This window comes from Paenibacillus sp. FSL R5-0636, from assembly GCF_037974255.1.
Taxonomy (GTDB): domain Bacteria; phylum Bacillota; class Bacilli; order Paenibacillales; family Paenibacillaceae; genus Paenibacillus_AQ; species Paenibacillus_AQ odorifer.
This window is the reverse complement of sequence record NZ_CP150232.1, coordinates 2,808,172-2,834,110: the sequence shown is the minus strand read 5'-3', so window position 1 is coordinate 2,834,110 and position 25,939 is coordinate 2,808,172. Positions and strand designations below refer to the sequence as shown.

Annotated in this window: 29 protein-coding genes, 1 tRNA gene and 1 pseudogene; 16 read left to right on the top strand and 15 right to left on the bottom strand. The window is 40.5% G+C overall.

Annotated elements, in window-relative coordinates:
- Window positions 1-27: 27 nt before the first annotated feature.
- Complete coding sequence (locus MKX34_RS12725; protein ID WP_036686118.1) at window positions 28-339, bottom strand: DUF1292 domain-containing protein; 312 nt, start codon at window positions 337-339, stop codon at window positions 28-30.
- 80 nt (window positions 340-419) lie between these two features.
- Complete coding sequence (locus MKX34_RS12720) at window positions 420-974, bottom strand: copper amine oxidase (protein ID WP_036686116.1); 555 nt, start codon at window positions 972-974, stop codon at window positions 420-422.
- 164 nt (window positions 975-1,138) lie between these two features.
- Between MKX34_RS12720 and MKX34_RS12715 the strand changes: the two genes are divergently transcribed.
- Window positions 1,139-1,876, top strand: a complete 738-nt coding sequence (locus tag MKX34_RS12715) for an MBL fold metallo-hydrolase (RefSeq protein WP_076297703.1) — start codon at window positions 1,139-1,141, stop codon at window positions 1,874-1,876.
- 65 nt (window positions 1,877-1,941) lie between these two features.
- On the opposite strand, the gene MKX34_RS12710 is transcribed toward MKX34_RS12715, so the two are convergent.
- From MKX34_RS12710 to MKX34_RS12695, 4 genes are all read right to left on the bottom strand, one after another.
- On the bottom strand, window positions 1,942-2,181 hold the full coding sequence (locus MKX34_RS12710) for a DUF3892 domain-containing protein (protein WP_036686113.1): 240 nt from the start codon (window positions 2,179-2,181) through the stop codon (window positions 1,942-1,944).
- An 86-nt stretch (window positions 2,182-2,267) separates the two neighbouring features.
- Window positions 2,268-2,711 carry a GNAT family N-acetyltransferase gene (locus tag MKX34_RS12705; RefSeq protein WP_036686111.1) on the bottom strand — a complete coding sequence of 148 codons (444 nt, stop codon included), beginning with the start codon at window positions 2,709-2,711 and terminating at the stop codon, window positions 2,268-2,270.
- 107 nt (window positions 2,712-2,818) lie between these two features.
- Window positions 2,819-3,031, bottom strand: coding sequence for a hypothetical protein (locus tag MKX34_RS12700; RefSeq protein WP_036686109.1), 213 nt, complete (start codon window positions 3,029-3,031; stop codon window positions 2,819-2,821).
- Window positions 3,032-3,131: 100 nt separating this feature from the next.
- The gene (locus tag MKX34_RS12695; RefSeq protein WP_036686564.1) at window positions 3,132-4,205 is read right to left on the bottom strand and encodes a site-2 protease family protein; all 1,074 of its coding nucleotides are present in this window, start codon (window positions 4,203-4,205) and stop codon (window positions 3,132-3,134) included.
- Between the two features lie 167 nt (window positions 4,206-4,372).
- On the opposite strand from MKX34_RS12695, the gene MKX34_RS12690 reads away from it, so the two are divergent.
- The 3 genes from MKX34_RS12690 (at window position 4,373) to MKX34_RS12680 (ending at window position 6,273) form a co-directional block, all read left to right on the top strand.
- Window positions 4,373-5,587: a copper amine oxidase N-terminal domain-containing protein gene (locus tag MKX34_RS12690; protein ID WP_081384092.1), complete on the top strand. Its 1,215-nt coding sequence runs from the start codon at window positions 4,373-4,375 to the stop codon at window positions 5,585-5,587.
- 162 nt (window positions 5,588-5,749) lie between these two features.
- Window positions 5,750-6,052 (top strand): hypothetical protein, encoded by a 303-nt coding sequence (locus MKX34_RS12685; protein ID WP_036686108.1) that lies wholly within the window; start codon window positions 5,750-5,752, stop codon window positions 6,050-6,052.
- Between the two features lie 149 nt (window positions 6,053-6,201).
- Window positions 6,202-6,273: transfer RNA gene (locus tag MKX34_RS12680), tRNA-Val, on the top strand.
- Window positions 6,274-6,418: 145 nt separating this feature from the next.
- Here MKX34_RS12680 and MKX34_RS12675 read toward each other — a convergent pair.
- The 3 genes from MKX34_RS12675 to MKX34_RS12665 form a co-directional block, all read right to left on the bottom strand.
- Entirely contained in the window at window positions 6,419-7,564 is a 1,146-nt protein-coding gene (locus MKX34_RS12675; RefSeq protein ID WP_076297702.1) for a site-specific integrase, read from the bottom strand.
- Between the two features lie 111 nt (window positions 7,565-7,675).
- Window positions 7,676-7,846 (bottom strand): helix-turn-helix domain-containing protein, encoded by a 171-nt coding sequence (locus MKX34_RS12670; RefSeq protein WP_076297701.1) that lies wholly within the window; start codon window positions 7,844-7,846, stop codon window positions 7,676-7,678.
- 6 nt (window positions 7,847-7,852) lie between these two features.
- Window positions 7,853-9,328 (bottom strand): YfjI family protein, encoded by a 1,476-nt coding sequence (locus tag MKX34_RS12665; RefSeq protein ID WP_081384091.1) that lies wholly within the window; start codon window positions 9,326-9,328, stop codon window positions 7,853-7,855.
- 296 nt (window positions 9,329-9,624) lie between these two features.
- Here MKX34_RS12665 and MKX34_RS12660 point away from each other — a divergent pair, with 296 nt between their 5' ends.
- Both MKX34_RS12660 and MKX34_RS12655 read left to right on the top strand, forming a co-directional pair.
- On the top strand, window positions 9,625-10,428 hold the full coding sequence (locus tag MKX34_RS12660) for a hypothetical protein (protein ID WP_076297699.1): 804 nt from the start codon (window positions 9,625-9,627) through the stop codon (window positions 10,426-10,428).
- A gap of 191 nt (window positions 10,429-10,619) precedes the next feature.
- A complete protein-coding gene (locus MKX34_RS12655; RefSeq protein ID WP_076297698.1) occupies window positions 10,620-11,435 on the top strand; it encodes a replication initiation factor domain-containing protein in 816 nt (271 codons plus the stop codon).
- 241 nt (window positions 11,436-11,676) lie between these two features.
- Here MKX34_RS12655 and MKX34_RS12650 read toward each other — a convergent pair whose 3' ends face one another.
- On the bottom strand, window positions 11,677-12,237 hold the full coding sequence (locus MKX34_RS12650; protein ID WP_076297697.1) for a hypothetical protein: 561 nt from the start codon (window positions 12,235-12,237) through the stop codon (window positions 11,677-11,679).
- Window positions 12,238-13,156: 919 nt separating this feature from the next.
- Between MKX34_RS12650 and MKX34_RS12645 the strand changes: the two genes are divergently transcribed.
- Together MKX34_RS12645 and MKX34_RS12640 are read left to right on the top strand one after the other, a co-directional pair.
- Window positions 13,157-13,591, top strand: coding sequence for a helix-turn-helix transcriptional regulator (locus MKX34_RS12645; RefSeq protein ID WP_076297695.1), 435 nt, complete (start codon window positions 13,157-13,159; stop codon window positions 13,589-13,591).
- Window positions 13,592-13,716: 125 nt separating this feature from the next.
- Window positions 13,717-13,944 (top strand): hypothetical protein, encoded by a 228-nt coding sequence (locus MKX34_RS12640; protein ID WP_076297694.1) that lies wholly within the window; start codon window positions 13,717-13,719, stop codon window positions 13,942-13,944.
- Between the two features lie 143 nt (window positions 13,945-14,087).
- On the opposite strand, the gene radC is transcribed toward MKX34_RS12640, so the two are convergent.
- From radC to MKX34_RS12625, 3 genes are all read right to left on the bottom strand, one after another.
- Window positions 14,088-14,687: a DNA repair protein RadC gene (gene radC / locus MKX34_RS12635; protein WP_256717698.1), complete on the bottom strand. Its 600-nt coding sequence runs from the start codon at window positions 14,685-14,687 to the stop codon at window positions 14,088-14,090.
- Between the two features lie 121 nt (window positions 14,688-14,808).
- Window positions 14,809-15,039, bottom strand: a complete 231-nt coding sequence (locus MKX34_RS12630) for a hypothetical protein (protein ID WP_076297692.1) — start codon at window positions 15,037-15,039, stop codon at window positions 14,809-14,811.
- A gap of 96 nt (window positions 15,040-15,135) precedes the next feature.
- Window positions 15,136-15,534: a hypothetical protein gene (locus tag MKX34_RS12625; RefSeq protein ID WP_076297691.1), complete on the bottom strand. Its 399-nt coding sequence runs from the start codon at window positions 15,532-15,534 to the stop codon at window positions 15,136-15,138.
- Between the two features lie 548 nt (window positions 15,535-16,082).
- Between MKX34_RS12625 and MKX34_RS12620 the strand changes: the two genes are divergently transcribed.
- Window positions 16,083-18,716 (top strand): ATP-binding protein, encoded by a 2,634-nt coding sequence (locus MKX34_RS12620; RefSeq protein ID WP_339205127.1) that lies wholly within the window; start codon window positions 16,083-16,085, stop codon window positions 18,714-18,716.
- 919 nt (window positions 18,717-19,635) lie between these two features.
- Here MKX34_RS12620 and MKX34_RS12615 read toward each other — a convergent pair.
- A complete protein-coding gene (locus tag MKX34_RS12615; protein WP_036686024.1) occupies window positions 19,636-19,854 on the bottom strand; it encodes a hypothetical protein in 219 nt (72 codons plus the stop codon).
- Between the two features lie 166 nt (window positions 19,855-20,020).
- Window positions 20,021-20,197, bottom strand: coding sequence for a hypothetical protein (locus MKX34_RS12610; protein ID WP_155288125.1), 177 nt, complete (start codon window positions 20,195-20,197; stop codon window positions 20,021-20,023).
- 293 nt (window positions 20,198-20,490) lie between these two features.
- On the opposite strand from MKX34_RS12610, the gene MKX34_RS12605 reads away from it, so the two are divergent.
- The 7 genes and pseudogenes from MKX34_RS12605 (at window position 20,491) to MKX34_RS12575 (ending at window position 25,653) form a co-directional block, all read left to right on the top strand.
- Window positions 20,491-20,634 (top strand): hypothetical protein, encoded by a 144-nt coding sequence (locus MKX34_RS12605; protein ID WP_339205124.1) that lies wholly within the window; start codon window positions 20,491-20,493, stop codon window positions 20,632-20,634.
- A gap of 470 nt (window positions 20,635-21,104) precedes the next feature.
- Window positions 21,105-21,965: pseudogene (locus MKX34_RS12600) on the top strand (dihydrodipicolinate synthase family protein); the annotation flags it as partial.
- Between the two features lie 185 nt (window positions 21,966-22,150).
- A complete protein-coding gene (locus tag MKX34_RS12595; RefSeq protein WP_038570197.1) occupies window positions 22,151-22,336 on the top strand; it encodes a hypothetical protein in 186 nt (61 codons plus the stop codon).
- Window positions 22,337-22,706: 370 nt separating this feature from the next.
- The gene (locus tag MKX34_RS12590) at window positions 22,707-22,832 is read left to right on the top strand and encodes a hypothetical protein (protein WP_256717697.1); all 126 of its coding nucleotides are present in this window, start codon (window positions 22,707-22,709) and stop codon (window positions 22,830-22,832) included.
- A 143-nt stretch (window positions 22,833-22,975) separates the two neighbouring features.
- Window positions 22,976-24,061 (top strand): hypothetical protein, encoded by a 1,086-nt coding sequence (locus MKX34_RS12585; protein WP_081384090.1) that lies wholly within the window; start codon window positions 22,976-22,978, stop codon window positions 24,059-24,061.
- A gap of 617 nt (window positions 24,062-24,678) precedes the next feature.
- Window positions 24,679-24,930, top strand: a complete 252-nt coding sequence (locus tag MKX34_RS12580) for a DUF3951 domain-containing protein (RefSeq protein WP_076100646.1) — start codon at window positions 24,679-24,681, stop codon at window positions 24,928-24,930.
- A gap of 192 nt (window positions 24,931-25,122) precedes the next feature.
- A complete protein-coding gene (locus tag MKX34_RS12575) occupies window positions 25,123-25,653 on the top strand; it encodes a GNAT family protein (protein ID WP_036686017.1) in 531 nt (176 codons plus the stop codon).
- Window positions 25,654-25,939: the final 286 nt, after the last annotated feature.

The following is a 25,939-nucleotide window of genomic DNA, read 5'->3' as shown; positions in this document are numbered from 1 at the left end:
GAACAGCTTAAGTTTAGTCGCTAGAATCTATTCTTGCTGAGCAAGCAGATTGTTGTAAGCTTCTTCAACAGCTTTCCATTCTTCTTCATCTTCGATATTATACAATACCATTTCTTCGTCTTCTTCTTCCATACGCAGAATAATGCCGTCTGCTTCTGGATTCTCGCGCTCTAACAACAGAGCATATAATTTCTCGCCTATGTCGAACGTTTCTACAAGCACCATTTCCACATCTTCGCCCTGCTCGTTCGTCAAGGTCAGCACAAACTCCTCGTGCTCATGGTCGTGATCATGCCCGCAACCGCATGCTTCACCATGCTCATGTTTGTGATCGCTCATTGTAATACCTCACTTTGAATTGTATTATCCTACATCTGGTATCGTACCACGTTAGATTAGTTCAGGTCAATTTAGAACACCTAATTTAACGCTGTAATTACCTTCTCCGACACAAGTACGTAATCTGCATTTTTGGATGGCTTAATATAGAAGCCTACCCGATATTTGCCCGCTTCTTTAAAGTCATAAGTAAACTCAGAGGTTGGAAACCAGAAATTATCCTTCTGTGAGCCTTCAAGCACCTGCGACTGAATATCCTTAACGTTACCAGACGGATCTGTCATGGCTACTTTCACAGCTGAAATCTCTTCAGTCAGGCTATCTACCTGTGTTAATATCTTAATTTTCAGCTTGCCTACGTTGACATTGCCAAAAACCGTATCCCCTTTAAAAAGTACAATATGGACATTAGGTTTAAGAATCGTAACTTTCCCAGAACCGTCCCAAGTAACAACCCCGCCTGTTTCTCTAGCAGGAATGTACGTTTTTCCATCAATTAGATAACCGCCGTCTACAATTTCTTTTCCGTTGCTCCATACTCTAATTTTCTGATTAACGGAATCGGCGAATAATAATGAGCCACCCATTAAGGAAAAAGCAAACACGCACAAAGTGATTTTTTTCCATCTATTCATTTGAGACCCTCCAGATAATTCATGCTGTTAATATATACTTACTTTGTTTCAGCAAGTTGCGCTAATTTTAGGTAAATATTTCATTGATCTTGCGAAAAATGATATTATGGTCTTATTCGAAGCAGAAACATTAGCTATAACCGATTTCAGGAGGGTTCTTTCTTATGAGTCTAAGCCTACAAATGCTAGGAACAGGCAATGCTTTTGCGAAAAAATATTTTAACAACAATGGCTTGCTGCTAGATGAAAATTACACCCTGCTGATTGATTGCGGGATAACAGCCCCGCTTGCCATGCATAGACTTGGAAAATCCTTCAATGACGTAAATACTACGCTCATTACACATATTCATGCGGATCACGTTGGAGGGCTGGAAGAGCTTGCGCTAACCTTAAAGCATGTGCACGGTAAAAAAATGATCTTGCTGCTTCCTGAGACACTTATAGAGCCCTTGTGGAACAATACATTAAAGGGAGGCTTGTACCAAGAAGATGCTGTATCTTCCTTATCTGATATCTTCGAAGTTAAGCCCTTGCAGCCTGAAATTACCTACAACCTCTCTCCTACTCTTTCATTAGAGATCGTACAAACACCGCATATTCCCGGCAAAAACAGTTATTCCCTTCTAATAAATAACGAGATTTTTTATAGTGCGGACATGACCTTTCAGCCGGATCTACTGATTAGCCTTGTGCGGGAGCGCGGGATCCGGATCATCCTGCATGACTGCCAATTAGGCGGAACAGGCGTTGTTCACACTACGCTGGAAGAGCTGATGTCTCTGCCTAAAGATGTTCGCGAACGGATCAAGCTCATGCATTATAGCGATGAACAACCAGATTTCGTCGGACTTACAGGAGAGATGGAATTTTTAGAGCAGCATGTGAATTATAAGCTCTGATCTTTGCATATAAAAAAAGCCGTACATAAACGTCTGTTGACGTATGTACGGCTTTTCGTGTTGAACTATGAAAATGTCGGCAAATTATCCAGATTGTTAGTTGGATCTCCATCCGCATCTCCGCGGATATAAGTTTCTCCATCCTTACCTTTAAAAGCGTTCACTCCGGCAATATTTCCGGCCTGTACTTCTTGCAGGGCTTGGTCATACGCCAGCACACGTCCTGTAGAGGTCTGGAAGCTTGTCAAATCGCCATCCCCATTTTTTTGAACAGCTACGAAAGATTCTCGTTCGTTATTTGGCACTTTAGCTCGCCCCTTGCACTTGGATTTGCCATCATTCGGCACATCCTAGCTTGCGTAAAGAGTCCAATAATTATGTGCGCCAATCTTTAAAGCATTTTTTGCATCCGTACATGTAATATACCTGCATCATAGAATGGCTCCGTAGAAATAACTTCATAGCCGAGTTTCTTATAGAAATTCTCTGCCTGACACTGAGCATCTAAAATTGAAGCTTCCAGTCCAAGCTCCCGAGCAAGCTCTTCCATAGCCAGCAACAAGACACGTCCGTATCCTTTGACCCGATAGTCTTTCAATACGGCGATGCGCTGCATTTTAGCAGTACCTGCTTTGTAATAGATCAATCTCCCCGTTGCTACAGGTACCCCTTCATCTATAATCAGAATATGGTGCGCATTCGGACTGATGGCATCGTATTCGTCAATTTCTTCCTCGGCCGGTACCTTTTGTTCCTCAACAAATACTTTAGTGCGGATATCCAGCCCCATCTGAAGCTGTTCCTCTGTAGTTACCCGTAAGATTTCTGCCGCCATGTTAGTTGCAAACTCCTCTCTCTATGTAGCCAACGATAGTTGTCTATTATATAAAATAATGACTAGAAAGAAAAGCCTACATATGGAATCCGTAACCTCTCAGTAGACTAATCCACAGAATATACTTCTTCAGGGATCGAACGGTTATATACGTCTTTCATCACAGGTGATAACGGAGGATACTGACTTTTAGATTTGCCATCCAGATTGGTCATCTCATTGATTTCCATAACTTTTGTGGGTTTCGCCGTAGAACAACCCACTACACCCAGTAGTAACACTAGGCAAACGCCGACTTCCCATTTCACAATTTTAGACATTAAAAAAGCTCCTTTCACCGCAGCTGCAGTTATACTCACTACAGCTTTGACGATTCAGGAGCTTTATAAACAATAGGAGCTATTCATTCCAGTTGCCCTCTTAGAGATTGACGTTTCCAACCAAATGGACTAAATACATCATCCCAACCAGAAAGCCTGCTAAAACAAAATAAGCTGTCCCATATTTCCAACGTGTACTGGCTGGTACATCGTAATACTTATCATTATCATGGACTGTATAGCTGATGTCACAATGCATTTTTAAATGAAGACCATTCTCTAACGTTACTTGCTCCAGCTGCGAAATTCTTACCTTTTCAATAATACATTGCTGTGGCAGTGTAGCTTTGCCATAATAATTCAGCTGATCCCATCTCACCACAACATACTGCTGTCTCTCTAGATCACTGTAGGTGGTAAAAGGTAAATCCCGGCGATGCTCAGCTCCTGGAATCATGTAACCCGCCTCTCTCAAGGGCTCCACTGGAATTAAGAAACCCTTAGTCACAGACTGCGGCCGGTTGTTGTTACGTCTTTTCACAAATTTGTTATACAGATCGTAAGCAAACATTGCCCAGATGATAAAGAACAAAATCGAACGCAAGTAAACGATTATAGCTAAGCCACCGACCAGACCCACAAGCCACAGCCAGCGCGTAACCGCGGTAGCGATACGTCCACCGTCTAGCGGATGGATTGGCAGCAGGTTAATCAAATTAAGCAAAAAGCCTATATAAGCCAGGGAATAAAGAAGCGGACTATCCATATAATATGCCGCTCCAAAAACAGCAGTAGACCCAATAGTACCCAGAATCGGTCCGCCAAAAGCTACATACGCTTCTGTCTTCGCATCCAGCGGATGTTTTTTCATAGTAATTAACGCGCCTAAAAAAGGAATAAATAGCGGAGCGCTGACGGGTAGCCCGATGCGCTTAGCGGCTATAACATGTCCCAATTCATGAACAAGCAAAAGCAGGACGATACCTATGGCAAACCCCCACGGATAAATTAAAGCATATGCCCCTATCGAAACCATCATGGAAATTAACGGCCCGGCAATTTTACCTATTTTCAGCAGAGACAAAATCGCCTTTCCTTTTAACAGGAGCATAGCGGCTCCGCCCCCCAACCATTTCAGCGGAGTAGAAGTATTCTTTTTCTGCTCATTTTGCATTTGCGGCAAGATCACAAGCTCCTTTATCTTTCAATTTTAAAAAAACTGCTAGTATTTCAACAAAGAGTCCTTCCGAATGTATACGATGCAACTTTTAGAAACGTTTCAGCGTCAAACCAACTATCTTGGATAAATTTTACTGCCATTTAAAGAAGGGGTTGGTTCACATGCTCTCTTTTCACTCCAAAGCTTGGTTATCCGTCTTAATGCTCTCAACACTTTTACTCCCTGCCACCATGTCAGCAAGCTCTTCATTAACTGTATCGGAGTCGCCTGCGCTCGCCCAAGCTTCCTTTGCTAATACTTCGCAAGTATACTACCAATTTGGCGTTCCAGGCGGAAACATTGGCGGACCTGCGCTGCTCAAAAATGGTGTAATCTACGTAGATGTTCGGGGGATCGCTGAGCAAGCTGGCTTAAAAATGGACTGGGATAAATCCGGCAAACGTGCTCTGTTCAAAGGCTGGACTAAAAGTTTTGCTGTTCGAATCGGGAGTCAAACTGGCGTGCTTGACGGGAAAGCGGTAGATCTAGGAGGAATACCTTTTAAATCCAAAGAAGATGGGATATATGTGCCGGCGCGTTTTATCGTTAAGGCTTTCGAAGGCAGTCATCTCCGTCTGGACTCCACAACGAATACACTTTTAGCGGATAATCTGAAGACCTACAATGTTTTTACAGAATCCTATGGAGGGCGTACCTATACGCTGGTCAAGGCTAATGGTGATTTATATGTCTCACAAGGCAAGGATACGGTGATAAAACTCACTTCACTCCAAACAGACTTTGACTGGGCAGGAATGAAGATCGAGAAAACGGCGGGGGGTCTGCTAGTCATTAAGATTATTGACTCCTATGGAGAGCCTCATATTAATACACGCGAAATCACACTTATATTCAAAAATGGTGCATTACTACGCAAGGCCACATTCGCCTACCAGTTCAGAGGAGATGCGGATTTCAAACCTTATGATGGCAACCTAATCTTGCATGATGGTAATACCTTACGTTTCATCCAAGACGGCACGGGCAATGTAATAGATACTCTTGATCTTGTAAAGCTGGGTGGCGAGGAAGATGCTTACTATGTAGAAGGCATTGATAAAGAAATCATACTGCTTCGTGGAAATCAGAATGGATTGCTTACCTTAATCGACCGCCAAACAGGCGAGCGAACCCTTTTGTATAAGGAGCTACTCACAGCAAAGGATCAGGAATACGCGGAAAATAACGATGTTCCTTTTAAAGGAGATAATTTGAAATTCGTAAAGCGGAGCGGTGACAAACTGTATTTTATAAATGATTCCCCGCTTACTGGCAAAAAAGAAGTTATCTACTCCATTGAAGCTCATTCCAATAACTCCAAGAATAATACTGATTAGAAAGTACAGTACAAGCATGTGTATTGATTAAAGAACTAATCGAATCCTCCTCAGTGATTATCCCTGAAAATTAACCTTCCTACATATAGGCAAACGCCGTGAACGTTGTAGGCTAAGGACCATAGACTGTTATCAGGATTGAAACATTCGAGGAGGATATCCATGGAATCAAATACAAATTTTCATCAACAGGTCGCTTGGAATTGCATGAATAAATATGTAGGTATAGTAACGACAGATGGTCAATCCTTTGACGGCTTCATCGCTCACGTGGACCAGAACTATATCACCCTTGCGGTTCCCAGCAACGAAATGGTCGATCGTATGAACGGAATGCCTGCCGAGCAGTCGAACTATAGACAATTCGGGTTCCAGCCCGGCTTTTACCCAAGACGCCGCTTCTATCCACGCCGTATCCCTTTTTTCGGAATAAGCAGTCTATTTCTACTCCCGTTTTTTATCTGACTCGGTGCAGGGGGATGATGGGTCATCCCCTTTCTAGCTATTAACTACTTAGTCGGAGGAGATAAGACAAAACACCACTCTACATCTATATTGATTATAAAAAAGAATTGCCATCCTACTCTCTCATATGGTATTATAAATTTCGTCGCAGGACGGTAGCTCAGCGGGAGAGCACTATCTTGACAGGGTAGGGGTCATGGGTTCGAACCCCATCCGTCCTATACGTGAAAGCCTTGATATTCAAGGCTTTTTTACTTTTTATGGACAGAAACCATCTCAACATAACCTCTCCTATGCCTTCATGGTAGCACCGTGGTAGCACGTCTATTCATATCTTTCTATTTCCCTCAGTTACCGTTGAGTAACTCAGGTTCTGAATAATTGTTCTCCAATAAGGTGTGCTGCTCCTTCTTGCATGTTCGGAAACAGGTGAGAATACAGATCAAGGGTAATCTGTATTGAAGCGTGTCCCAAGCGCTCTGAGACGATTTTAGGGTGCACGTTGTTCTTCAGCAGTAGTGAAGCATGAGTATGCCTAAGATCATGAAAGGTTATAGGATGTAGTTCGGATTTCTTTAGCATGTTATACCATGTTCTGGACAGATTTCGCGGTGTAGTTGGTGTTCCAACCGTTGTGCAGATCACAAGATCATGATTAATGTACATTGCCCCAGCGTCATCTTTCTCCTGTTGTTGTCGCCGCATCCACTTCTCCAACATCTGAATTGTATCAACATCAAATGAGATTGTCCGAATGCTGGTTGTTGTCTTTGCTCCAGCCCTAAGTTCTTTACCATCATGACTCAGCGTTTGTCTGACTGAAATCACTCCGCGTTCTAAATCCACATCTCGCCAACGTAGACCAAGTATTTCTCCTTGTCGCATCCCAGTAGCTAGCGCCAAATGGAACGCTTCATAATATCTTACCTCCTCTTTGCGGATTGTGTGCAGGAAATGTCTGACCTCATTAGCATTCCATATCTGCATATCTTTCCGCTTAGCCTTAGGCTTGTTATCAATTCTAGAGGCTACATTCCTCGCAATAACATCCTTTCTCTCAGCTGAATTTAGAGAAGCTGTAACAACATTGAAGATTCGTTTAATCGTACCCTCAGCCAGTCCCTTCTCTCTAAGATCGTTCACGAACCGTTCTATAATTATAATGTTAAGCTTTGCCAACGGATACTGGCCCAACTGGGGTTTGATATGAAGTCTGATATATGATTCCGTGCTTTTAATAGTCTGTGTTCCGTAATTGGATGATTTACCTCTGAACCACTCTATCAGAAACTCTCCGTAGGTCAGTTTAGACGGCTCACAATAAGACCCTTTATCTGCTTGCACCTGAGCTTCTCTAAGCGCTCTCTTTGCTTCCCTTTCGCTCTTGAACCCTCGCTTTCTAATTTGGATTCGCTTACCGTTAGAATCCTTGCCCAAAGTCAGAGTGTAAAAGTACAGTTCTTTATTCTCTTTCTTCACAAAGTACTTTCCTACATAGCCCGCAGCTGTCATTTCAGCCGCCTCCCTTGAGTTATTATAGTTGTTAAAAGAATTTAATGGATTATGGATCACCACGAATACGTTCCACAAGCACTCTATATCACCACCTTTCAAAATGCATTCTTACCCATTAAGCCAATTGAAGAAGACCTCCTTTAGAATGCGAATCGACTTACCGACACGCACTACATGAAATTGTCCCGAGTTCACCAGTTCATACGCTTGGCGGCGGCCAATTCCAAGGATTCTCTGAATGTCAGCAACTTGCAGAACATCTGGATAAGTTTGTTTCATTGGAAGCTATCCCTCCTGCTCAGTTTTCGGTTTAGTGTGAGGAGGGATTACTTCTACTACTCTATCTATTAAATCTGGATGACATTCGATACTCATCCCATTTCTACCCCGTAAGGACTTGGTAATGTCTGCCCTCAAAAACCCCCGCTCAGCTAGGATAATTAATGCGGAGTCGAACTTTTCAGCAGTACCGAACTTACCTTTGACCGTTGACCAGAGTTCTTGACGCTTATACTTCTGTATTTGCTTTCTCTTCAGGACCTCCAACAGATACTTGGCGTCCTCGATTTCCAAATTCGACTTAAAACAACCAAAAGCTGCTTTTGCATGTGCAATAAAGTAATTCCCGAGCGCGATTGCTTTGTTCATTGTTTCTTCAGATATTTTTCGTTCAAAGGAATCATCGAACGGCATACCGAACATCGCTTGTTCAGACACATGAAGTAATGAAGCAATTCGAACAATTTGACCTGGTATTCTTTCACTCCATGAACGGAGGAAATCATGCGATAATTCTTCGCCGTCCCTCAGCTTTATTTCGAACCATTCTCGAAACTCTTGCAGCTTATTTAGTGCTTCGAGAGTTAAGGCAAGTTCTACTGGGGCTGCTGGTTCAAATTTCATGATGTGATGGATTAATTCCCTATATGACTGAAATAAGTCTGTTGGAATTGATTTTATCTCTGTGGTACGATGCCCTCTTTTTGAGGGTGGCAAAACATATAAAAATCTGCCCATGAATCCCTGCCCAGTATATCTGTCAGGCAGAGCTTGAAGCACAGAGGGTTGAACGAAAATGCACATGGTCAACGTTGGGTCATTAAGAATAATCTTTGAAGTATTTTTACGATCAATAACCATACGATCTCCTGTGAATGCCCGTAGGAACACATCGAGCTTGGCTTGATTTCCGTAATGTTTATGATTTAGGTTATCGAACAGGCCTCCTTCGGTTGATAGTAAAGCCATTCGTTCATCATTTTCGCTCAACTGTTGAATTAGTGCTTGTGGGGTTACATCATCTGTGATGTACCTTTGCACTCTAATACCGTGTTCCGTTCGAAATAAAGGATTTTCAATCATTCTCTCAAACTCAATGACTGGTTTGGACAGGTGACTATATATTGCACTTTTCCGTTCACCAGAAGGCATCGCGATTAATACATAAAGATTGTTTTTCTCTACCCAGCCTTCTCCTTCAACCAATCGAACGATAAACTTTCTGGCAGCGGCCACCGAAATCATGGACAGTATGACTGCTCCAGCAGCATCAACTGATGTTTGTGTCACATCTGATACCTGATCTGTCATTCTCGCCAATGTCTCAGGTAGAGCATCAACTGGGAATTCAACGTGTTCAAAGAATTCGAATTGAACAGGACTACCAGCCCACTTGGTCTCTTTACTTAATGATAAAGCACTATCTACAGCACTATAACCATTTGCTGGTGAGGTATTATGATTCATTTTTTCATCCTCCATTTATGAATTGTTGTCAAAAGCTTCAGCTCAATCTTAAACTTCGCTATCAATAAGGAAATGTAGTTAGTAATACTTGAAAATTTATCCAGTCTGTCATGTCACACATCCTTTCGTTTTAGCTGTGACCCGATAATACAACGCCATTCACCTGAATTCAATTAGTTGAAAAATGTTGTTAACTCCGCCGAAATTTTTAAACTAATTTGCGGTTATAACGTGAATTTCAACAGTATTGTGAATCTTTGGTATAATTCCTTTAATGGAATTTCAACTTAACGAAGGGTAGGTGAAATGGGATGGGTGCAGCTCAAACCGCATTTCAGCGTGTGATGGGTAAGTTTAGGAGGCCGCTTATTTTGGAACGGCTACAAATTGAAGAGGAAAATATCAGTGGTGGATGCCTGCACGGAGTACATTTTGAAAGATTCATTACCCTTGATCCCCGAGAGAAGCTATTAGTCATACGTGTGTGGCTTGAGGAAATGTACGGGGACGAATACACGAGAGTTAGCATTGCAAATACGGGAATATTGTCGTATCAGGGACTCAAGAATATTGAAGAAATGTTAAAAGAAAGCGTCCGTGAAAGCAATGTTGCAAGATTATCCGAAAAATACCATGTTCCACTTGGTTTGATCACTGCTAAGATACCAGATGGAGAGTGGGCAACGGGCATATTCATTGGCAAACCAAGGGATAGACTAGATTATTTCTACCACTATTACCTTCAACACGGTAAGAATCATATTCTCGATGATACTGACTATTCAAAACTTCACTGGAATGACGTAACAAAGGAATTAGATGAAGTTGAGGTTGAGGTATTTATTAAACTTTTGGACCCTGAAACAGGTGAACCCATAACATCAAGAAATATTGCGAAACTCAGAGTATTGTCGGATGAAGTACCCCGATTACACGACATTATCGTTAAAGATATGGATATGATCGCACATAAACATATTGAGTATATGAGGTTGCATGAACTTGTCAACGAGCTAAATCAGCGGCTGGCGGCGGCTGAACGCCGCATAGATATGTACGAGGGTAATTCTAATGAAAAGATTGACAGACTACTACATGAACTGATGAATGACTAACAATTGCCGAGAATGAGCCTGATTCCATCTATTTGGAGTTAGGTTTCTTTATAAGTAAATAAATAAGAACATATATTCCCATTGACTATCTGGTTTCGAAAAGGTTGTTCTCTTAGTAAGGGAGTGTACGAGGGTAAAGTATTACACAGTTTCTTGCCGTCCCCCCTACAACTTTAAGGAGGCAATCTAACATGCATGTATCAACGGATACTAAGACAATGTACCTGCTACTCAGAAACGAACTAGAGATCAAACAGCTCCATGAGCTTATCTTCAAACGTAACAAGGTGGGGCGACACCCTCGTTGGAAATACTTTACAGAGGATCGGTTAAACGGAGTTAAGCTTGGATTCAGGCCGAATTTCCCTACAGCTAAGTTTAATGTATGGCTGAGCTTTAATGGTTACTCGAACGGCAGCACTCTGTTAAGAGACATCTTTGTGCTCATTCCAATAGAGCGCTGGATGGTTAAGCGGCTAGACATTGCATTTGATAGCAACCTTCCATACCATCAGCAACATGCTATACACCCTCCTAAGAAAGCTACGGTAGATCATTATTCGCCCACATCTGTATATATGGGTAAGCGGCGCTCGTCCATCCAACTAGCTCATTATGATAAGCAGAGAGAGAGAGGAGAAAAGCGAGGTTTGGTTACGGATGCCTGGGTTAGAGCTGAACTAAGGTATCGTTTTCCCTCCATGAAGAAAGTAGCTGATCTAAAACCAGATGATTTTGCCGCTGCCAAGGGATATCAGATCATAACGGATTTAAGCGGAATGCCCGATAACTTGCGTGAAATGGTCATACAGCTTAACAGGGGTTCAAAAGTAGGAGGAATGGATTGGGAAAGTGTTACCCGAGCTGCCCAACGGAAAATAAGAGAGTATGGATCAGCACAGGGGGTTAATCTGCACGACCTCATACTCTCCACATTAGAGATTATAGATATTGGCGCTTTCATCTACACACCACCTTTGAAGCAGCTTGGCGAGCTATCTTCATAGATTCAGAGTAAGCAATACATAACCTGGCGTCAAGTATGGAATGAATACTACAAATGGTTGAAAACCGCGCCACCACTGGATTTCTTTATGTAATTTACATAGCCCTAAAAAGAGACGAAAAATCCTGAATTGGCTGCGGCGATCCACCTTCAACAATATTTACTCCAGTATGATTTCAGTATGCTGGATAAGACTAGATTAATCCTTTGCTGGACAATGCGTATCGCCATTTTAGTCTTTTTTACCCCTTGTTTTCGAACATCTGAATGAGTCGATTGAATTCACTGATTACTTGTCCTGCGAATCCGATTCCTTTGCGTTCCTCGTCGTCAATCCCATACTCGTCTATTAAATGGTTGAGGTTGGACCACGCCTTGTCAATCTGCTCTCTTTCCTCAAAGGTAAAGATATCAATCAGAATATCATCGGAGAAAGTTACTTCCTGAGGGACTTTTCTGATGGATTCCCAATCGATAACTACAGGATTACGAGTGAGCGGGGAATCGATTTGATACTTGCCAAGGACTGCGTTATGTATCTGCCTAGCCGTCTTGATTAGACGTTTGATATACAACCTCCTTAACGCCTCTCGACGCTGACGTTCTTTCTCTTGGAATGCTTCATATTGTTTCCTTATGTGTTCATTGGATTGGATTGCAGCCTCTGCGCTTCTTTCTGCCGCGATTGCGTTCCTTTCAGCAGCCAGAGTATTGCGGCGGGCAGTCCACCATGAAAACACGCTGACAATGATTGCGATTGTGGCTAATATCGATGTTATCCACTCTACGGGTTCCATTTCCATTCATTCTTTCTCCTTCCTCATATGAATGCATTAATAGACGATGTAAGCCTTCAATGGTATGGTTTCACCCTACGGCCCTTAAAGGCTTATCTTCTCTTCTAGGCTACCCTAAGCCCTCCTGTTTGCGGCTAGTTACCTTATTCAATTGGGTTGGTGGCGAAGAACAATCCTCAATCTAGTTGTCTTAGGAATTCAAAGTAATGCTGCACTGCGTTACGTAAAGAAGCTGTTCCATAGTATATGGACATGTATCCATTGTTGCCGTCTATGGGCAAGTTGTGTTTTGACTCTATGCATCTCTCAACATCATCTTTCGTGTAAGTTAGACGATCCAACAGAGAGCTGCCTCGATCATTAGTATAGTGTTGATAGAGATTTCCTTCCCAATAATTAACTTTCCTACATCTGGATATACTGTTCTGCACATGCTCTTTGCTGACTGCTTGCTTTTTCATATAACTCCTGAAAGCTTCTTCATCGTATATTGGATTCCACATGAGCTACCCCCTCCCTGAGGCGATCATATCACGAAATCCTGCAGCCAGCACTTAGCAATTGATTGACTAACAATAAGTGTTTAACCAGCGATGATTATACGTGATTGCTGATTATTGTACTTACTCCCACAGCGAGGAGGCCTCTTACCCCTGTTTAATAACATGGCTGTAAGTACCTGAAACCCCAGTGTTTATGCGGGTTTGCTCACTTACATATGCTTCATGGGTGTATAGGTCGCAGAAAGGAAAAAGAGATTAATAATTCAGTTAATAAATAATTTGACAATAAGCGAAATAAAGGGTTACGTTCGAGTAGAACGATACGGGTTCCCTACTGTTTCCTTTATCGTTTTGATTCTTCATACACGGCCTCTCATCTCTGTACAGAACGGGAGGCCTAATAACCAATAAGGAGTGATGTTATGGATTTCGATGATTTAGAGAAGTACGGACAATTCGGCTTCCGAAAAGCATATGTGGAAGACCCCGATGATTTAATGAGTATCTTCAATGCTCAAAAGAGTGTCCTAGTCTTTTTGGACACCTTACCGATACATAAGCAAATCAAATTGAAGAGAATTCATGATAACCTCTCCCAGGAGGCCCTCGGAAAGATAGTTCGACTACAGGCTTCTACTATTTCCCTCATTGAAACTGGTCAGCGGCTTTTACCTAAGAGTCGTTACAAGGAGTTTGAAGCGTACCTGTACGAAGATGTGTACTCTGATGGCATCCTGCAATACAAGATTGATCAGGATGCACCAGATGAACCGCTTGATATGGATATAGAAGCTCAAAGAGCATACTGGAAGGAAATCGCTGATAATGATCCCGATTTGTACGGTACAATTCTATAATCAATAATTGCATTGGGGGAGTATGCATGATAGGTACTATTGAACTGATGGAGCAAGAAGATTAGGGTTATTATCGGTTTTAATATACATGAAGATAATGATAATGAATGGAGGTTATGGAGATAATGGATGAACTACTAAGAGCGTTAGACTTGGAGGACTCCCTTCCTTCTACTTCAAAGAGCCAAATTGAAGCTAATAAGTATCGTCGAAATCTACTGATGTTAATGAATAAGCCTAAGCCAGAGTATGAAGCACCAGAACAATACAATAACTTTGCCCATGAATTGCTTCTAAGAAGACTGGCTGACCCTGATTACCGTTTCAACCCACGTACACTGTTTAACGATTAACAGCCAGCAGATGGTGTAAAGCCGTATGAACTGAAGAGGTGAGTAGTAGAAGGTTGGGGTATGTATATCGAGCGGAGCGAGGGAAGAGACACAGCCGAAGGCATTTGAAGAGGGGAGCAGCCATTTGACTGACTCCCATTTTGTCACATAAAGCCACGTTCCTTTAAGGATACGTATTCCTGATCACTAACTATTAAATGGTCAATTACGTCGATTCCTATAATCTGACCAGCATCTACTAATCGTTTCGTAAGCTGAATATCTTCAGCAGACGGTGTTGGATCACCACTAGGATGGTTGTGAGCACAAATAAGAGCTGCGCTAGAACGCTTGATGGCAGCGCGGAAGACTTCTCTTGGGTGTACAATTGCAGAGTTCAGAGAACCTATAGAGATGGTCTCCTTGGCAATAACATGGTTCTTGGTATTGAGGAATAGACAAACAAAATACTCTTTCGTTAAATAGGCAAGTTCATTGTGAAGTACATCAAAGGCATCTTGGGGTGAGCGAATAACTGTTGCTGGTTTCTTAGGAGTATTAAGTAATTTGGCAAGCTCTAAGGCATTGATAAGCTGTTGTGCCTTAACTTTTCCGATCCCACGGATTTCCATTAACTCCTGCTCTGTAGCGTCCATAAGAGACTCAGGGGTGCTGAATACCTTCATTATTTCTTCAACGGTATAACTGCTCTTTTTCTCGCGTAACGTATTGGCGATTATTGCTATATATGAGTTATTAGACATTATTAATTCCTCCATAACATTAATTAGAGGAGTCAGCCGTAGCCGCTCCTCTTGAATGTGAACTTATATTTGTTTATGATTACTATGAAATTAGTTTACTAAGGCCGCCTGCCAGCGGTCTTTATTTCTGTTCAGAAGCAGCAGCTTGAAACTCATGGTATCTGCCCCATTGCTTAGGAAAATATTTGGCGAAGTAGCGGACGACATAGTATCCCGCTAAATCATCCTCCAGCTCCCAGCATCGTTTAAAGTACACATATAGCACCGTTCCTGCCATTCTAAAATGTCCGTTCATGACAAGTTGCCGTAGAGTCACCGTCAGTTCCTCAGGTAATCCTTGTTTATCCTTCATCTATATCACCTCCATGTTAGGGCTAATCTCACTGACCCTTTTTATTCTCTGTCCAACAAAAAAAGACTCCTAAATCATTTCCACGAAGGATAATGTTTAGAAGTCCTTATACAGCTGTTTTCTATGTTGTTTTTTTAATTGCTTCCTGGCGTATTCATCAAAAGGGTATTCCTTGTGGTACTTAAACAGTGCAGCTTGTTCTTTAAGAATATGTGACCTGATTTCCTCTAGATTGTTTAGGTTAAGGCTCAATAATTGCTGTAAGATATACCCTGATTGATTGTTTCTAGCGGCTAATGGGCCAGTGTCATATTGAATACTCTCTCTTTTATATGAGAATCGGACGGTTATACCATAAGTTGTAAGATTCACTTCTTGTTTAACCCATCTCCCAAGTGGATTGCAAAAATATTCTGTGGAAAATGGGGTTTTAGTACAATAATGTTCATATTCAATATTACCGCAGCTCTTGACATATAGTACCTCTCTGCTCATGTAGATCCCCCATTCATGGTTTGATCACAACTCCGCGCCGCAAAAGCTCACAGGCAAGCATCTCAAAGGCTCCTATTATCGCTGTCATGCTTTAGGCCAAATGAAAAATCCTGCATCACTCCGCTAGGGATTGGAAACAGGTTATTGAATAACTATTTATTTGTCTTTGAGCTTAAATGGAGCATATAACAACCTATGGTTCGTTTGTACTATATCATCTTGATGGATTGATGCTATAGGTCAGGTCACCTATACATGGATATTATCACCAGGAGGCGGTGGGCGCATCCAAAATTCAAAGGTCAATAGTATGTACATAGCTTGTGGCTCGATTTTTTAAAATTTCCAAATCACCCTATACATAATTATTTCTTATTTAACAAAGAGAAATATATTCAATGCAACCTTATGGTATTTTTACTTAGCAGGAAATTTGTAGAATAAGAGCGAATAACATAAATTGGATTAGTAAATCGCCACTTAACTTAACACATTCTTGAATATCTTCATAATACATAGATAGGGTGAATTGAATGTCAATAAATTATATGAATCAGTCAAACTTATGGAAATTAACCTTGGGGAAGAAAGGAAAAGGGGAAGATCAGGAGCCTTTAGAGCGCTTAAGAAGTGCTTTCAATACATTTAGAGCAAACTGTGAAGTCTTAGCAGCGGATATAACCAACGATTTACCCTATTTCACAGTACATGATATTACTCACATTGATTCTTTATGGGAGATGGCTGGCTTAATTGTTGGTGATGACTATCCAATAAATCCTGCTGAGGCTTTTGTATTAGGTGGTGCAATTCTGCTACATGATCTCGGTTTAGCCTCAGCAGCATACGCTGAAGGAATTGATAAACTCCAAGTAGGAAAAGAATGGGATGACTGTTTGGAGACTTTCTTAATAAATGAGCTAAAGAGAAAACCCACTAAACAAGAAAGAGCGGTACCTTCTGAATCAGTTAAAAAAAACGCAACTGAGTTTCGATTACGTCAGCTTCATGCTATTCATGCTGAAAAGTTACTAACCTTTAGCTGGAAAACAGTTAGTGGTAAAAGCTATAAATTGTTGAATGATGATATTTTACTCGAGCATTTTGCTGAAGCCATAGGTCAAATAGCTGCAAGTCACTGGTGGTCAATTGAAGAAGTATCTCGTAAATTCCCTCCTATTCCCATAGGTTCATCCCCTACTCTTCCAGCAAGCTGGAGTGTGGATTTATTAAAGATTGCTTGTATCATTAGATGTGCCGATGCATCACATATCGATAGCAGAAGAGCTCCAGGCTTATTAAAGGCAATTCGAAAACCTGTCGGAGAAAGCGAAAAGCATTGGGGATTTCAAGAAAAACTGGCTCGACCAATAGTGGATCAGGAACTTTTAGTATACAGTTCAACACAAAGATTCTTAGAGAAAAATGTCGATGAATGGTGGTTAGCATACGATGCTATTAAAATGATAGATAAAGAATTGAGGAATGTCGATAACTTATTACGCAATACTAATAAGCAAAGATTCCAAGTAAAAGGGGTACTGGGTGCAGAAAGCCCCACCAGATTATCAACTTACATTAAGGCAGATAGTTGGTCACCTGTTGATACAACTATTCACATCAGTAATATTCCTAGCCTTGTTTCAAATCTTGGAGGAGAAGGACTTTATGGCCAAAACCCATATATTCCACTTCGAGAATTAATTCAAAATGCAAGAGATGCAGTTGTAGCAAGAAGAAAATTTGAAAACAAATCAGATTCATGGGGTAATATCCTTATAAGTTATGGAAAGGACATAGAAAATAATTATTGGATAGAAGTTGAAGATAATGGTATAGGAATGACAGAAATAACCCTTACAGATATCCTACTCGACTTTGGAAAATCATACTGGAGCAGCGACCTTATGATGAGAGAACATCCAGGCTTGTTATCAAGTGGGTTTTCTTCGGTCGGAAAATTTGGAATTGGCTTCTACTCGGTATTTATGTGGAGTAGTAGAATCGAAGTGACGACAAGATCAGTCCATTATAATCCAGATGAAACTACTATTTTGTATTTTTCAAAAGGCCTGGGAATTAACCCAATTATAAAAAAAGTGAACCCAGGGAACGGGATGTACGAACCTGGTACAAAAATAAAGATCTTTCTTGATAAATTAGACATTGTTACAAGCATTACTGAGTATCTTCTTCACAGAAATGCTAAAGAACTCAGTAATATGAATGATAAGCTTAACTTTATTTGCTGTAAGCTAGCTCCTGCGTTAGATGTTGACCTTTCTTATAAAGTCTTTGATGATATAATAGTTCACAATGTAATAAAGGCAAATGATTGGCGTACATTAGATAATACACAACTGATCTTACGCTCTTTGGGGTTTAGTAAAGAAATTTGTCCTAAACCAGTTTTGGATTTTGTTATTGAACATAAGGACTTTTTAACAGAAGTTCTTGATAAAAATGGTAATTTGATTGGTAGAGTTGGATTGGTACCTTTGGAGTACTCCTACTTAGAAAAATATGATTATCAAATAGCGTGTGCAATAATTACAGGCGGAATATTTGCAGGATATATGCAGAAGTCAGTTGGAATTGTTAATGGATCTATTATTAATGCAAGTAGAAACCATTCAGTTCCAAACCTAGAAGGAAGACAACTAAAAAAATGGGTTGCTCAGCAAGCTACATTGTACTTTGAATCATCATTAACAGAAGAATCTAAAAACCATATTGCTGAAAGTATACTCTCGTTAAATGGAGAAAGCGGGAAATTACCCATTTGCCAAACGAGTAGAGGTTGGATGAGTTTTGAAGATATTGCTTCTATAAAAAGCTGGCCAAATAAGATTTCATTTCTTAGACCATATGAAAAAAATAACCTTATTAATCTTGCTCGCCTTTCTGATGATTGCATTTTAGTAGACTCGAGCCATGGATCGTTTTTGCCGTTTTATAGTTCCGAATGGCCCTCAGCTCCCAAAGATAATATTCTTCAATATGGGTTATTGGGACTGACTATTAAAGCAGTTGCTCAGTCAAAGGGTATAAATATTAATCTATTAAATAAAAGAATAAAAAATAAACATCTACTTATTGATGAACCATACACTGTAGGATTTGATGTTCTAGGGAATGAAATTATATATAAGACAGATACATTTGATTTTAGTAATCTTTAGTATTACCTCCTTTTAAGAATTTATGTGGTAGCATCGATGGTAGCATACTCCAAATAACAGGTAAAAACGTAAGGAAGCTTACTTTAAATTATGCCTTTAAACCTTTTGTTTTATAAGCATCCAGTATCTCGTAGGATAGTAAGGGAAACCACGGTACTCCATTGACAGGGTAGGGGTCATGGGTTCGAACCCCATCCGTCCTATACGTGAAAGCCTTGATATTCAAGGCTTTTTTTGTTTTCTATTCACTTATCATTCTATTGAAATCCTTCATGATACGAATTTGATACGAATCGTTATTTGCTTTTCATATCAGTTCGCTAGGTCCTCCGGGAAAATATCATCACTTCTACCCTCTAGCCAATTCCTAAATACCGCTTTACTGATATATAATTCCCTTCCTGCTTTTGCAACATGAAATGTGCGTCCCCTAAAAACTCAAAACTCATATAACTTAGCTTGACTCAATTTCATTATTTCCTTTACATGCTTTGGGCGGAGTGTCATCGGGAAGCTTTGCCTATATCTTCTGATCCGTGATGTAATCATATTCGGTTATTATATATCTTTCTTTAATCAAAAATGATTCCATTCGTGGAAGCCTATTTACAATCCTTTCAATTCTCTCACAGTACTCCTTACGTGCTGCTAAACTATCAACATTGTGTATGGCAATATTCGCGGTCTGGTCCGAAGTTGTTCCCGTTTCGCTTCTCGGAGTAGTTGACCATGCTGCTGTCGTGGCTGCTTCGCGTTCCTCAAAAGTTAGGAATTTATTCTCTCGCCCGGTACTTATCAAAAGCCGCTTCAACCGCAGCTTGCGTCCGTTCTCTATCTATCTCTGGCAGGAAGCTTTGTTGCACCTGCTATCACCTCACTGTAAAAGAATCCCCCGACCGAAGCCGGAGCGTGTACCATCTTAAAACGGCAGATTATCATCATTTTCAAGGATTACCGGATCATTCTTATCTCCTGCAGCAGCTACCTCCTCCAGAGTGAGTTGATCCTTGTCTTCCAATTCAATCGTACCGTCTGGATTAACCTTTCCTCGTACGCCTTCTCTTGACTCCTCACGATCCTCTTCATCGTCATCACCTCGGAACTCTTCAATACTCATTTGAGATTCAGCGATTTCCAAGATTACATCTGATCCTGCCTTCCGATAGAATTCATAGGAGTTTTCAGAGGATGTATCACCCTTTACGTGGAACTATAAAAGTTCCTTTTTGGAATCCTTCGTTTGCTTATTGAAATGTGCTGCTATCAGAACTTTCATTTATAATTACTCCTCTCAAATTTGGGTTTTATGAAAAAATAACGTCTGCAGCTAGTGCGATAATTGAAGCAACACATATTGCTGCCATGTGCATGCCACGTTGCTTGTAAAGAATAGATTCTTTGTCAGCTGCTGAAATAAAAGATAGGATAGCGATAAAAGCAAAAATAATTTCAATCCACGTTGACGTCAGTTCCTCCCTCATTCCGTGATATATTAAATAAGAGGTGAATTTTATGAACGGTAAGAAAGTTATCACTATTCTTTTATCCATCTCTTTACTGGGTGTGATTGCTTACTTCGGAATAGCTTATGGATTACTATGGTATATCTTTAATGGGTAAGAAATGAAGATTATCCATCCCCTTTATAAGTTCAGTACAGCCAAACTATCTCTTATATCCTCCTTGTGGGAGAGAGTCTTTTTTTTGAAATTTGTTATAATTAAATAAAAACTTTTAATGAGGTGTTATCTTGCAATATTTTTTTTTAATACCGTTGGCATTTGTTTTGGCAATTCCCTTGGTTTTACTGTTAAAAGGTGATTATGGAACCAAAAACAAGGTTTCAGATAAAACTAGTAGCATAGAGAAAAAATTAGACAGAATAATAGAATTACTTGAAAAAGATAAGGATGCATAAGCATTTTTATCTTTTTTCATGTCGCAATATGTATCTACTACGTCATAACCTTTGTGAGAGGAGGGCTATTAACCCTCTCTGTCCATGTATCTTCGTACTGTGAGTATCCGATTTTGAATCTGTTATGAGCCGATTTCAAGCGAGACGAACTGATAAAATAACTCAACTCACTGGGACACTCCCAGCGTATTACGCCATCTTTGATATCTTGATATACAAAGGTAAGGATACGGAGTTTGTACATCTGGAGTCCCGGCTACAAGCAAAGGTAAGAATGAGGAACTGGACCAAATCTGGCATGCTTCGAAGCCCAGTATTTACAGAGTTTATCGTATAAGCACTAATAGACCCTTCAGGCATAAGCTTGACAGGTTATTTTATGTTTGTTCTGAATCTAAATCGCTACGGGACAAACGTGGCAACTCATAATTTCTAACAACACCTAGCCTCTAAAATTGGTCCCTTTTTTTATTAAAGAATTGGTAAAGGCAGGAGTAGACTCAATTGGTGTACTGGAATCAACTGGTAACTATGCGTATCTCTTAGTAGAGGGGAGCGTTTGCGTGTCCTTGAGCTTGCTGTTAGTTCTGCTGAAGGGATTCCCGTGATGACAAGCATAAGTGCGATTCGAACTTCAGAAGTACTTCGATTAGCGGAAGATGCACAACAAGCTGGGGCAAGTGCAGTACTCTTGGCTCCTATCTCCTATCAGGCACTAACAGATGAAGAGGTGTTTTTTCTATACGAGCAGGTGACAAGTTCACTCTCCATTCCACTTTGTGTTTATGATAATCCCGGCACTTCACATTTCCATTTCAGTGATGAGCTGCACAGCAGAATTGCTAGGTTACCTAATGTTTGTTCCATTAAGATTCCCGGCATACCATCAGAATCTGATAAAGCCAAGTTACGTGTAGAAAAACTCAGAGCTGTTATTCCACTCCATGTTACGTTTGGAATAAGCGGGAATCCATCCGCATATCCAGGCTTGAGTGCAGGTTGTGACTTATGGTACTCAGTGCTAGGTGGTTTATTTCCGAGGTTATGTCTAGATATCACAAGAATGACTCAAAGTGGCCATTTAGAAGAAGCACCACACCTTTCAACATTACTAGAACCGATCGCTACGGTAGCCTTCGAGTGATTTCAGCAGCTGCTGAAATAATTGGCTTAATAAAAGTCCTAGTCTTCCCTTGCCTTTACAACCATTAAACAAATCCGTTAGGAATCACCTGAATATCATTCTAAAGGAATTAAATTTACTGTATAAACTTAATATAATTCATTGGGAAGTATATATGCTGCTCTATAACACTGGTAAGGATCGTTAGTTTTCATCAATATAACAAATACCCCATCAACCTTAAGTGATTGACGGGGTATTTGTTATAGACATGTTTATGCCAAAATCACGCTTAAAATATTACAACATTGTCAATTGTCAACTATTTTGCGTTCATTAACAATGAAGTGGGTATTTTATGAATATAATCATCTTATGCAAGGGGGCTTTAATATGAATCTCACACTGATTTTTCACGCAATTGAAACAGAATTACAACTACAAATACATTTAGTCAGTGGAGAGACATATGTTGGTTTTTGTCAGGAGAGCGACTCTTCAGGTTACTTCACAATAAGAACTAAGAGTGGTTTATTTTCTTTTCCTTCTTGGGCGATCAAACGGATTAAAGAAGTGTGATATCGTAGGTTATTTAATGCATGCTCTAAATTCAAATCACTCCCAAACAAAATGAGATCCAGCTAGTTTAATAGATCCGGTGTATCCCCCTCTACAATCCCACCATAATCCATAAGATGACCTATTGGATCTTGTTCCAAACGAAACCAATCCAAGTATGAGTATCCATAGAGTTGCTGGATTCCCCACAATAAAGTATGTCTCTCTGTATTGAAAATCTTTATTGTTCATCAGTACAAAAACTCCTTGTTCTCCGAACTATCTATTTCTTCGCAACCAATCGTTTTTCTGCTTTAAAGTCCTTCTTAATAACTTTATTGTTGTTCATGTAATTATCCCACGAATCATACTTCCAATTAGGTGAAAAGTTATGACTAATCACATCGATGTAAATACGACACTAAGTAAACACTTCCCGCTTCTGGCACATCTTTATTGTAAAGACACTTCTTGCATTGTAGCTGTGGCTCTTGAAGAAGAACGTGGACAAAATTGAGATTAACTCCTGACTGTCCTTGGTGAAGGGGAAGTATCCGATCTTTTTACAACTCCATAACAACTATCCTCCTAATTCTATAATAACTTGGTGTTAAGATGTATAAAGATTCATCATCTTAGATCCCAATGGAGGTAATCCGATTGAACAAGAAAAAGCGGTTCGCTACATTAGTTGTTATCCTGTTTTCAGCTGGTGTGCTTGCAGCCAGTGCTCTGATCGTCCCCAGCCTGATGAATTCCGTAGTTTTCGCCAAGAACAGTTCGTCAATTCAGGGCAGTAACCGGCTGGCTTTGAGCGAAAGCACGATACCCGTGCTAAAGGTGGAGGCGCCGGCGCCGGTATCCACCATACAACAAGACCTGTATCAACAGATGACAGCGGCGCAAATCCAGCAAATCTATGACTTTATAGACAAGGCAGAAGATCCCCATATTTCAAGTCGGGAACAAACCGAATCCGAAATCAACCGCAGACAAGTGTTGGACGATAAGTATGTGTATGACGGCCTCCGCCCCAAGCAGCAGCTGCCGTTAAAGGCTGGACAAGCAGATATGTATCTAGATTTAGAAACCAATACGTACACCTACCCGGAGAGGAGTATGACTGATGAGGAACTGTTACAGCTGATTGACTGGTACTACCGGCTGAATTACTTCGTGTCCAAGCGAAATCCGACTGTGCCTCAGCTTCAGCCTCAGAAAATCAGCCAGGTTGAAGCTGAGGCACTGGCCTCTGACAGTGTGCGCAAGCTGTTCGATGCCGACGTGTCCAAGCTAAAAACATCGGGAATGCTGATTGAGCTGGGACTAAACAAACGTCCAACCTGGACAGTTCATTTTGCTCCTTACAAGAATCTTACCCTGCTCGGATCAGGCGAGGTATTCTGGGAATATGATGTGTTGATTAATGCAACAACCGGTGCCGTAGAGGATACGACAGCCATTAATTTGGCACTGAAGAGAACTCCCATCGACGACGACGCAGCCGGCACCATCCAGAAGGATGCCAGTTGGATTCATAAAGCCGTGCAGGTCATCACGGACAAGCAGGGAGAAACAAGAACCATTGTCAAAGCTTATCTAACCGACACCGAGTTTAACAACAAACGCGGGATGGTGGATGTTAAACTGTTGTTGGAAGATGGAAGTAGCTATATCGCGGAGTTCCGCTATCCCGATCAGACCCTTCGTTGCCTAATCTATGAAGCTTCTGACAAAGCCAATTAAGCGGAAACGTTACAGAAATACAGCAGTCGGGGCACCGCCGCCACACTGACTTTTTCAAGACCAGTTATTAATGTAATTGTGAGTATTGCGCGAACACCAGATGGTTCTGGTTCAGGTTGATCTGCCTTCTGAGGGGTAGCTGATGCTTCGTTTGAAACTTAACTTTCCATTATTATTCAATGTAGTAACTACATAAAAATTGGTCTTACCGTTAGAAACTGATATATCTAAAAACCTATCTTATTACCAAGAAGCACAGTAGATGAAATATACAACATTAAAGGTTCTGTCTCTAAGAGCAGTATCTGTCGATATGGTGCAGAGGTTACATTTAAAGATGAGATCGGATATCCATATGAGTATGGTGTCTGTAAAACAACCTTTCTGTGATGCTTTAAAGTAATTAATATTTATAACTGTCAAATCATTTCATGTGTAGGTATGACTATTGTGCTACACTTCATCCGTATGTACGAAGGTTCCACCATTTGTAAAATCTAGTGGCCCAAGCATTTCCTACTGTGCATCAAATCTCAGTCGAATGAATAGTACTCAGCAGCCTGATTCTTGTAAATATTAACATTTGATTATAAAATCAAACAAAGGCGGTGTTAACAATGAGATTAGTACTATTCATGTTGGCTGGAGTAGGCGCGATTTTCTATCTCTCATTAGGAATCATCATTGTAAAGGTACTCCTTACAAGAAAATTACCAAATAATAATTACACTCCATTTGACTACATCACGGCCCAATCTCCTGTTGAGTTTCACGATGAAAAAAAAGAGATAGAAGAAAATGCGGACCATGGTGATGATAAGGATAAAAACATCATTTCGTTATCAAAACGACGACCTTCTCTTCCCTGATGCGCAATAGGCTGCTACTTCGTCATAACCTTTGGAGGGATACTCCTACTCCTTTAATGATCTGTATCTTCGTACTGTGACATAAAAAAACTCTTACGTTATAATAGTGTTGAATTAAATATTGAAGGGACTGAACTATGCGCAGATATCGATATCTTAACCCCAAAACAAATAGATAATGGAGGTAATATATTGATTACAGAAATACAAACCAAAAGACTAAAATTAAGAAAAATGAAATTATCTGACTCTGCTAGTTTGTTTAACATTTGGTCTGATCCTGAGGTTACAAAGTTTATGAATATCAATAGTTTCACTGATGAAAGCCAAGCAGTAGAAATGATTAAAATTCTTAATAACCTGTCTTTGGAAAGCAAAGCTATTCGTTATTCCATAATCGAGTTAGAATCAAATCGCATAATTGGTTCCTGCGGTTATAATTCTATAGATTCTTCAAACGCTAAAGCAGAGATTGGATACGATATTAGTAAAGATTATTGGGGCAAGGGATATGCTCCTGAGGCCATTCAATCTCTGATGGATTATGCGTTCAACACTTTAAATTTCAACAGGATAGAAGCAAAAGTCGAACCCGAAAACAATAATTCCATAAGAGTTTTGCAAAAGTTAAACTATACATTCGAAGGAACAATGAGAAAGTGCGAAATGTCCAAAGGAAAGTTTATTGATTTAAGCATTTTCTCAAAATTAGTAACAGAGTAACTTTTAATGGGTGGGCCTACATTTTTATGGTGTAGGCTTTTTATTTACTTCACGTTGCTCAACAAAATGCTACTGTGTATTAAGTAGAGCAACTGTTGTCACATCTTCCAAACGTAGAGGGCTAGACAGTCTCTCCTAGCCTCTTTTTTTGAAACCAGTAAATTAACACCTCTTTACCGAAAAGATAGCCAGATAAAATCTCGACACAGCCGATTCCGGATCGAGCTTAACCGCCTTCTGCCAGCAGCTCTGGGCTTCTGTTTACAGATATTCAAATTAGGTATTT

Coding starts and splice junctions, on each gene's coding strand:
- MKX34_RS12720 (WP_036686116.1), bottom strand. CDS start 974: ATGAATAGATGGAAAAAAATCACTTTGTGCGTGTTTGCTTTTTCCTTA.
- MKX34_RS12625 (WP_076297691.1), bottom strand. CDS start 15,534: ATGAGCAGAGAGGTACTATATGTCAAGAGCTGCGGTAATATTGAATAT.
- MKX34_RS12705 (WP_036686111.1), bottom strand. CDS start 2,711: ATGGCGGCAGAAATCTTACGGGTAACTACAGAGGAACAGCTTCAGATG.
- MKX34_RS12590 (WP_256717697.1), top strand. CDS start 22,707: ATGACTAATCACATCGATGTAAATACGACACTAAGTAAACACTTCCCG.
- MKX34_RS12690 (WP_081384092.1), top strand. CDS start 4,373: ATGCTCTCTTTTCACTCCAAAGCTTGGTTATCCGTCTTAATGCTCTCA.
- MKX34_RS12645 (WP_076297695.1), top strand. CDS start 13,157: ATGGATTTCGATGATTTAGAGAAGTACGGACAATTCGGCTTCCGAAAA.
- MKX34_RS12685 (WP_036686108.1), top strand. CDS start 5,750: ATGGAATCAAATACAAATTTTCATCAACAGGTCGCTTGGAATTGCATG.
- MKX34_RS12610 (WP_155288125.1), bottom strand. CDS start 20,197: ATGAGGGAGGAACTGACGTCAACGTGGATTGAAATTATTTTTGCTTTT.
- radC (WP_256717698.1), bottom strand. CDS start 14,687: ATGTCTAATAACTCATATATAGCAATAATCGCCAATACGTTACGCGAG.
- MKX34_RS12660 (WP_076297699.1), top strand. CDS start 9,625: ATGGGTGCAGCTCAAACCGCATTTCAGCGTGTGATGGGTAAGTTTAGG.
- MKX34_RS12630 (WP_076297692.1), bottom strand. CDS start 15,039: ATGAAGGATAAACAAGGATTACCTGAGGAACTGACGGTGACTCTACGG.
- MKX34_RS12640 (WP_076297694.1), top strand. CDS start 13,717: ATGGATGAACTACTAAGAGCGTTAGACTTGGAGGACTCCCTTCCTTCT.
- MKX34_RS12650 (WP_076297697.1), bottom strand. CDS start 12,237: ATGGAAATGGAACCCGTAGAGTGGATAACATCGATATTAGCCACAATC.
- MKX34_RS12695 (WP_036686564.1), bottom strand. CDS start 4,205: ATGCAAAATGAGCAGAAAAAGAATACTTCTACTCCGCTGAAATGGTTG.
- MKX34_RS12655 (WP_076297698.1), top strand. CDS start 10,620: ATGCATGTATCAACGGATACTAAGACAATGTACCTGCTACTCAGAAAC.
- MKX34_RS12700 (WP_036686109.1), bottom strand. CDS start 3,031: ATGTCTAAAATTGTGAAATGGGAAGTCGGCGTTTGCCTAGTGTTACTA.
- MKX34_RS12620 (WP_339205127.1), top strand. CDS start 16,083: ATGAATCAGTCAAACTTATGGAAATTAACCTTGGGGAAGAAAGGAAAA.
- MKX34_RS12580 (WP_076100646.1), top strand. CDS start 24,679: ATGAGATTAGTACTATTCATGTTGGCTGGAGTAGGCGCGATTTTCTAT.
- MKX34_RS12670 (WP_076297701.1), bottom strand. CDS start 7,846: ATGAAACAAACTTATCCAGATGTTCTGCAAGTTGCTGACATTCAGAGA.
- MKX34_RS12665 (WP_081384091.1), bottom strand. CDS start 9,328: ATGGAGGATGAAAAAATGAATCATAATACCTCACCAGCAAATGGTTAT.
- MKX34_RS12715 (WP_076297703.1), top strand. CDS start 1,139: ATGAGTCTAAGCCTACAAATGCTAGGAACAGGCAATGCTTTTGCGAAA.
- MKX34_RS12595 (WP_038570197.1), top strand. CDS start 22,151: ATGAATCTCACACTGATTTTTCACGCAATTGAAACAGAATTACAACTA.
- MKX34_RS12725 (WP_036686118.1), bottom strand. CDS start 339: ATGAGCGATCACAAACATGAGCATGGTGAAGCATGCGGTTGCGGGCAT.
- MKX34_RS12675 (WP_076297702.1), bottom strand. CDS start 7,564: ATGACAGCTGCGGGCTATGTAGGAAAGTACTTTGTGAAGAAAGAGAAT.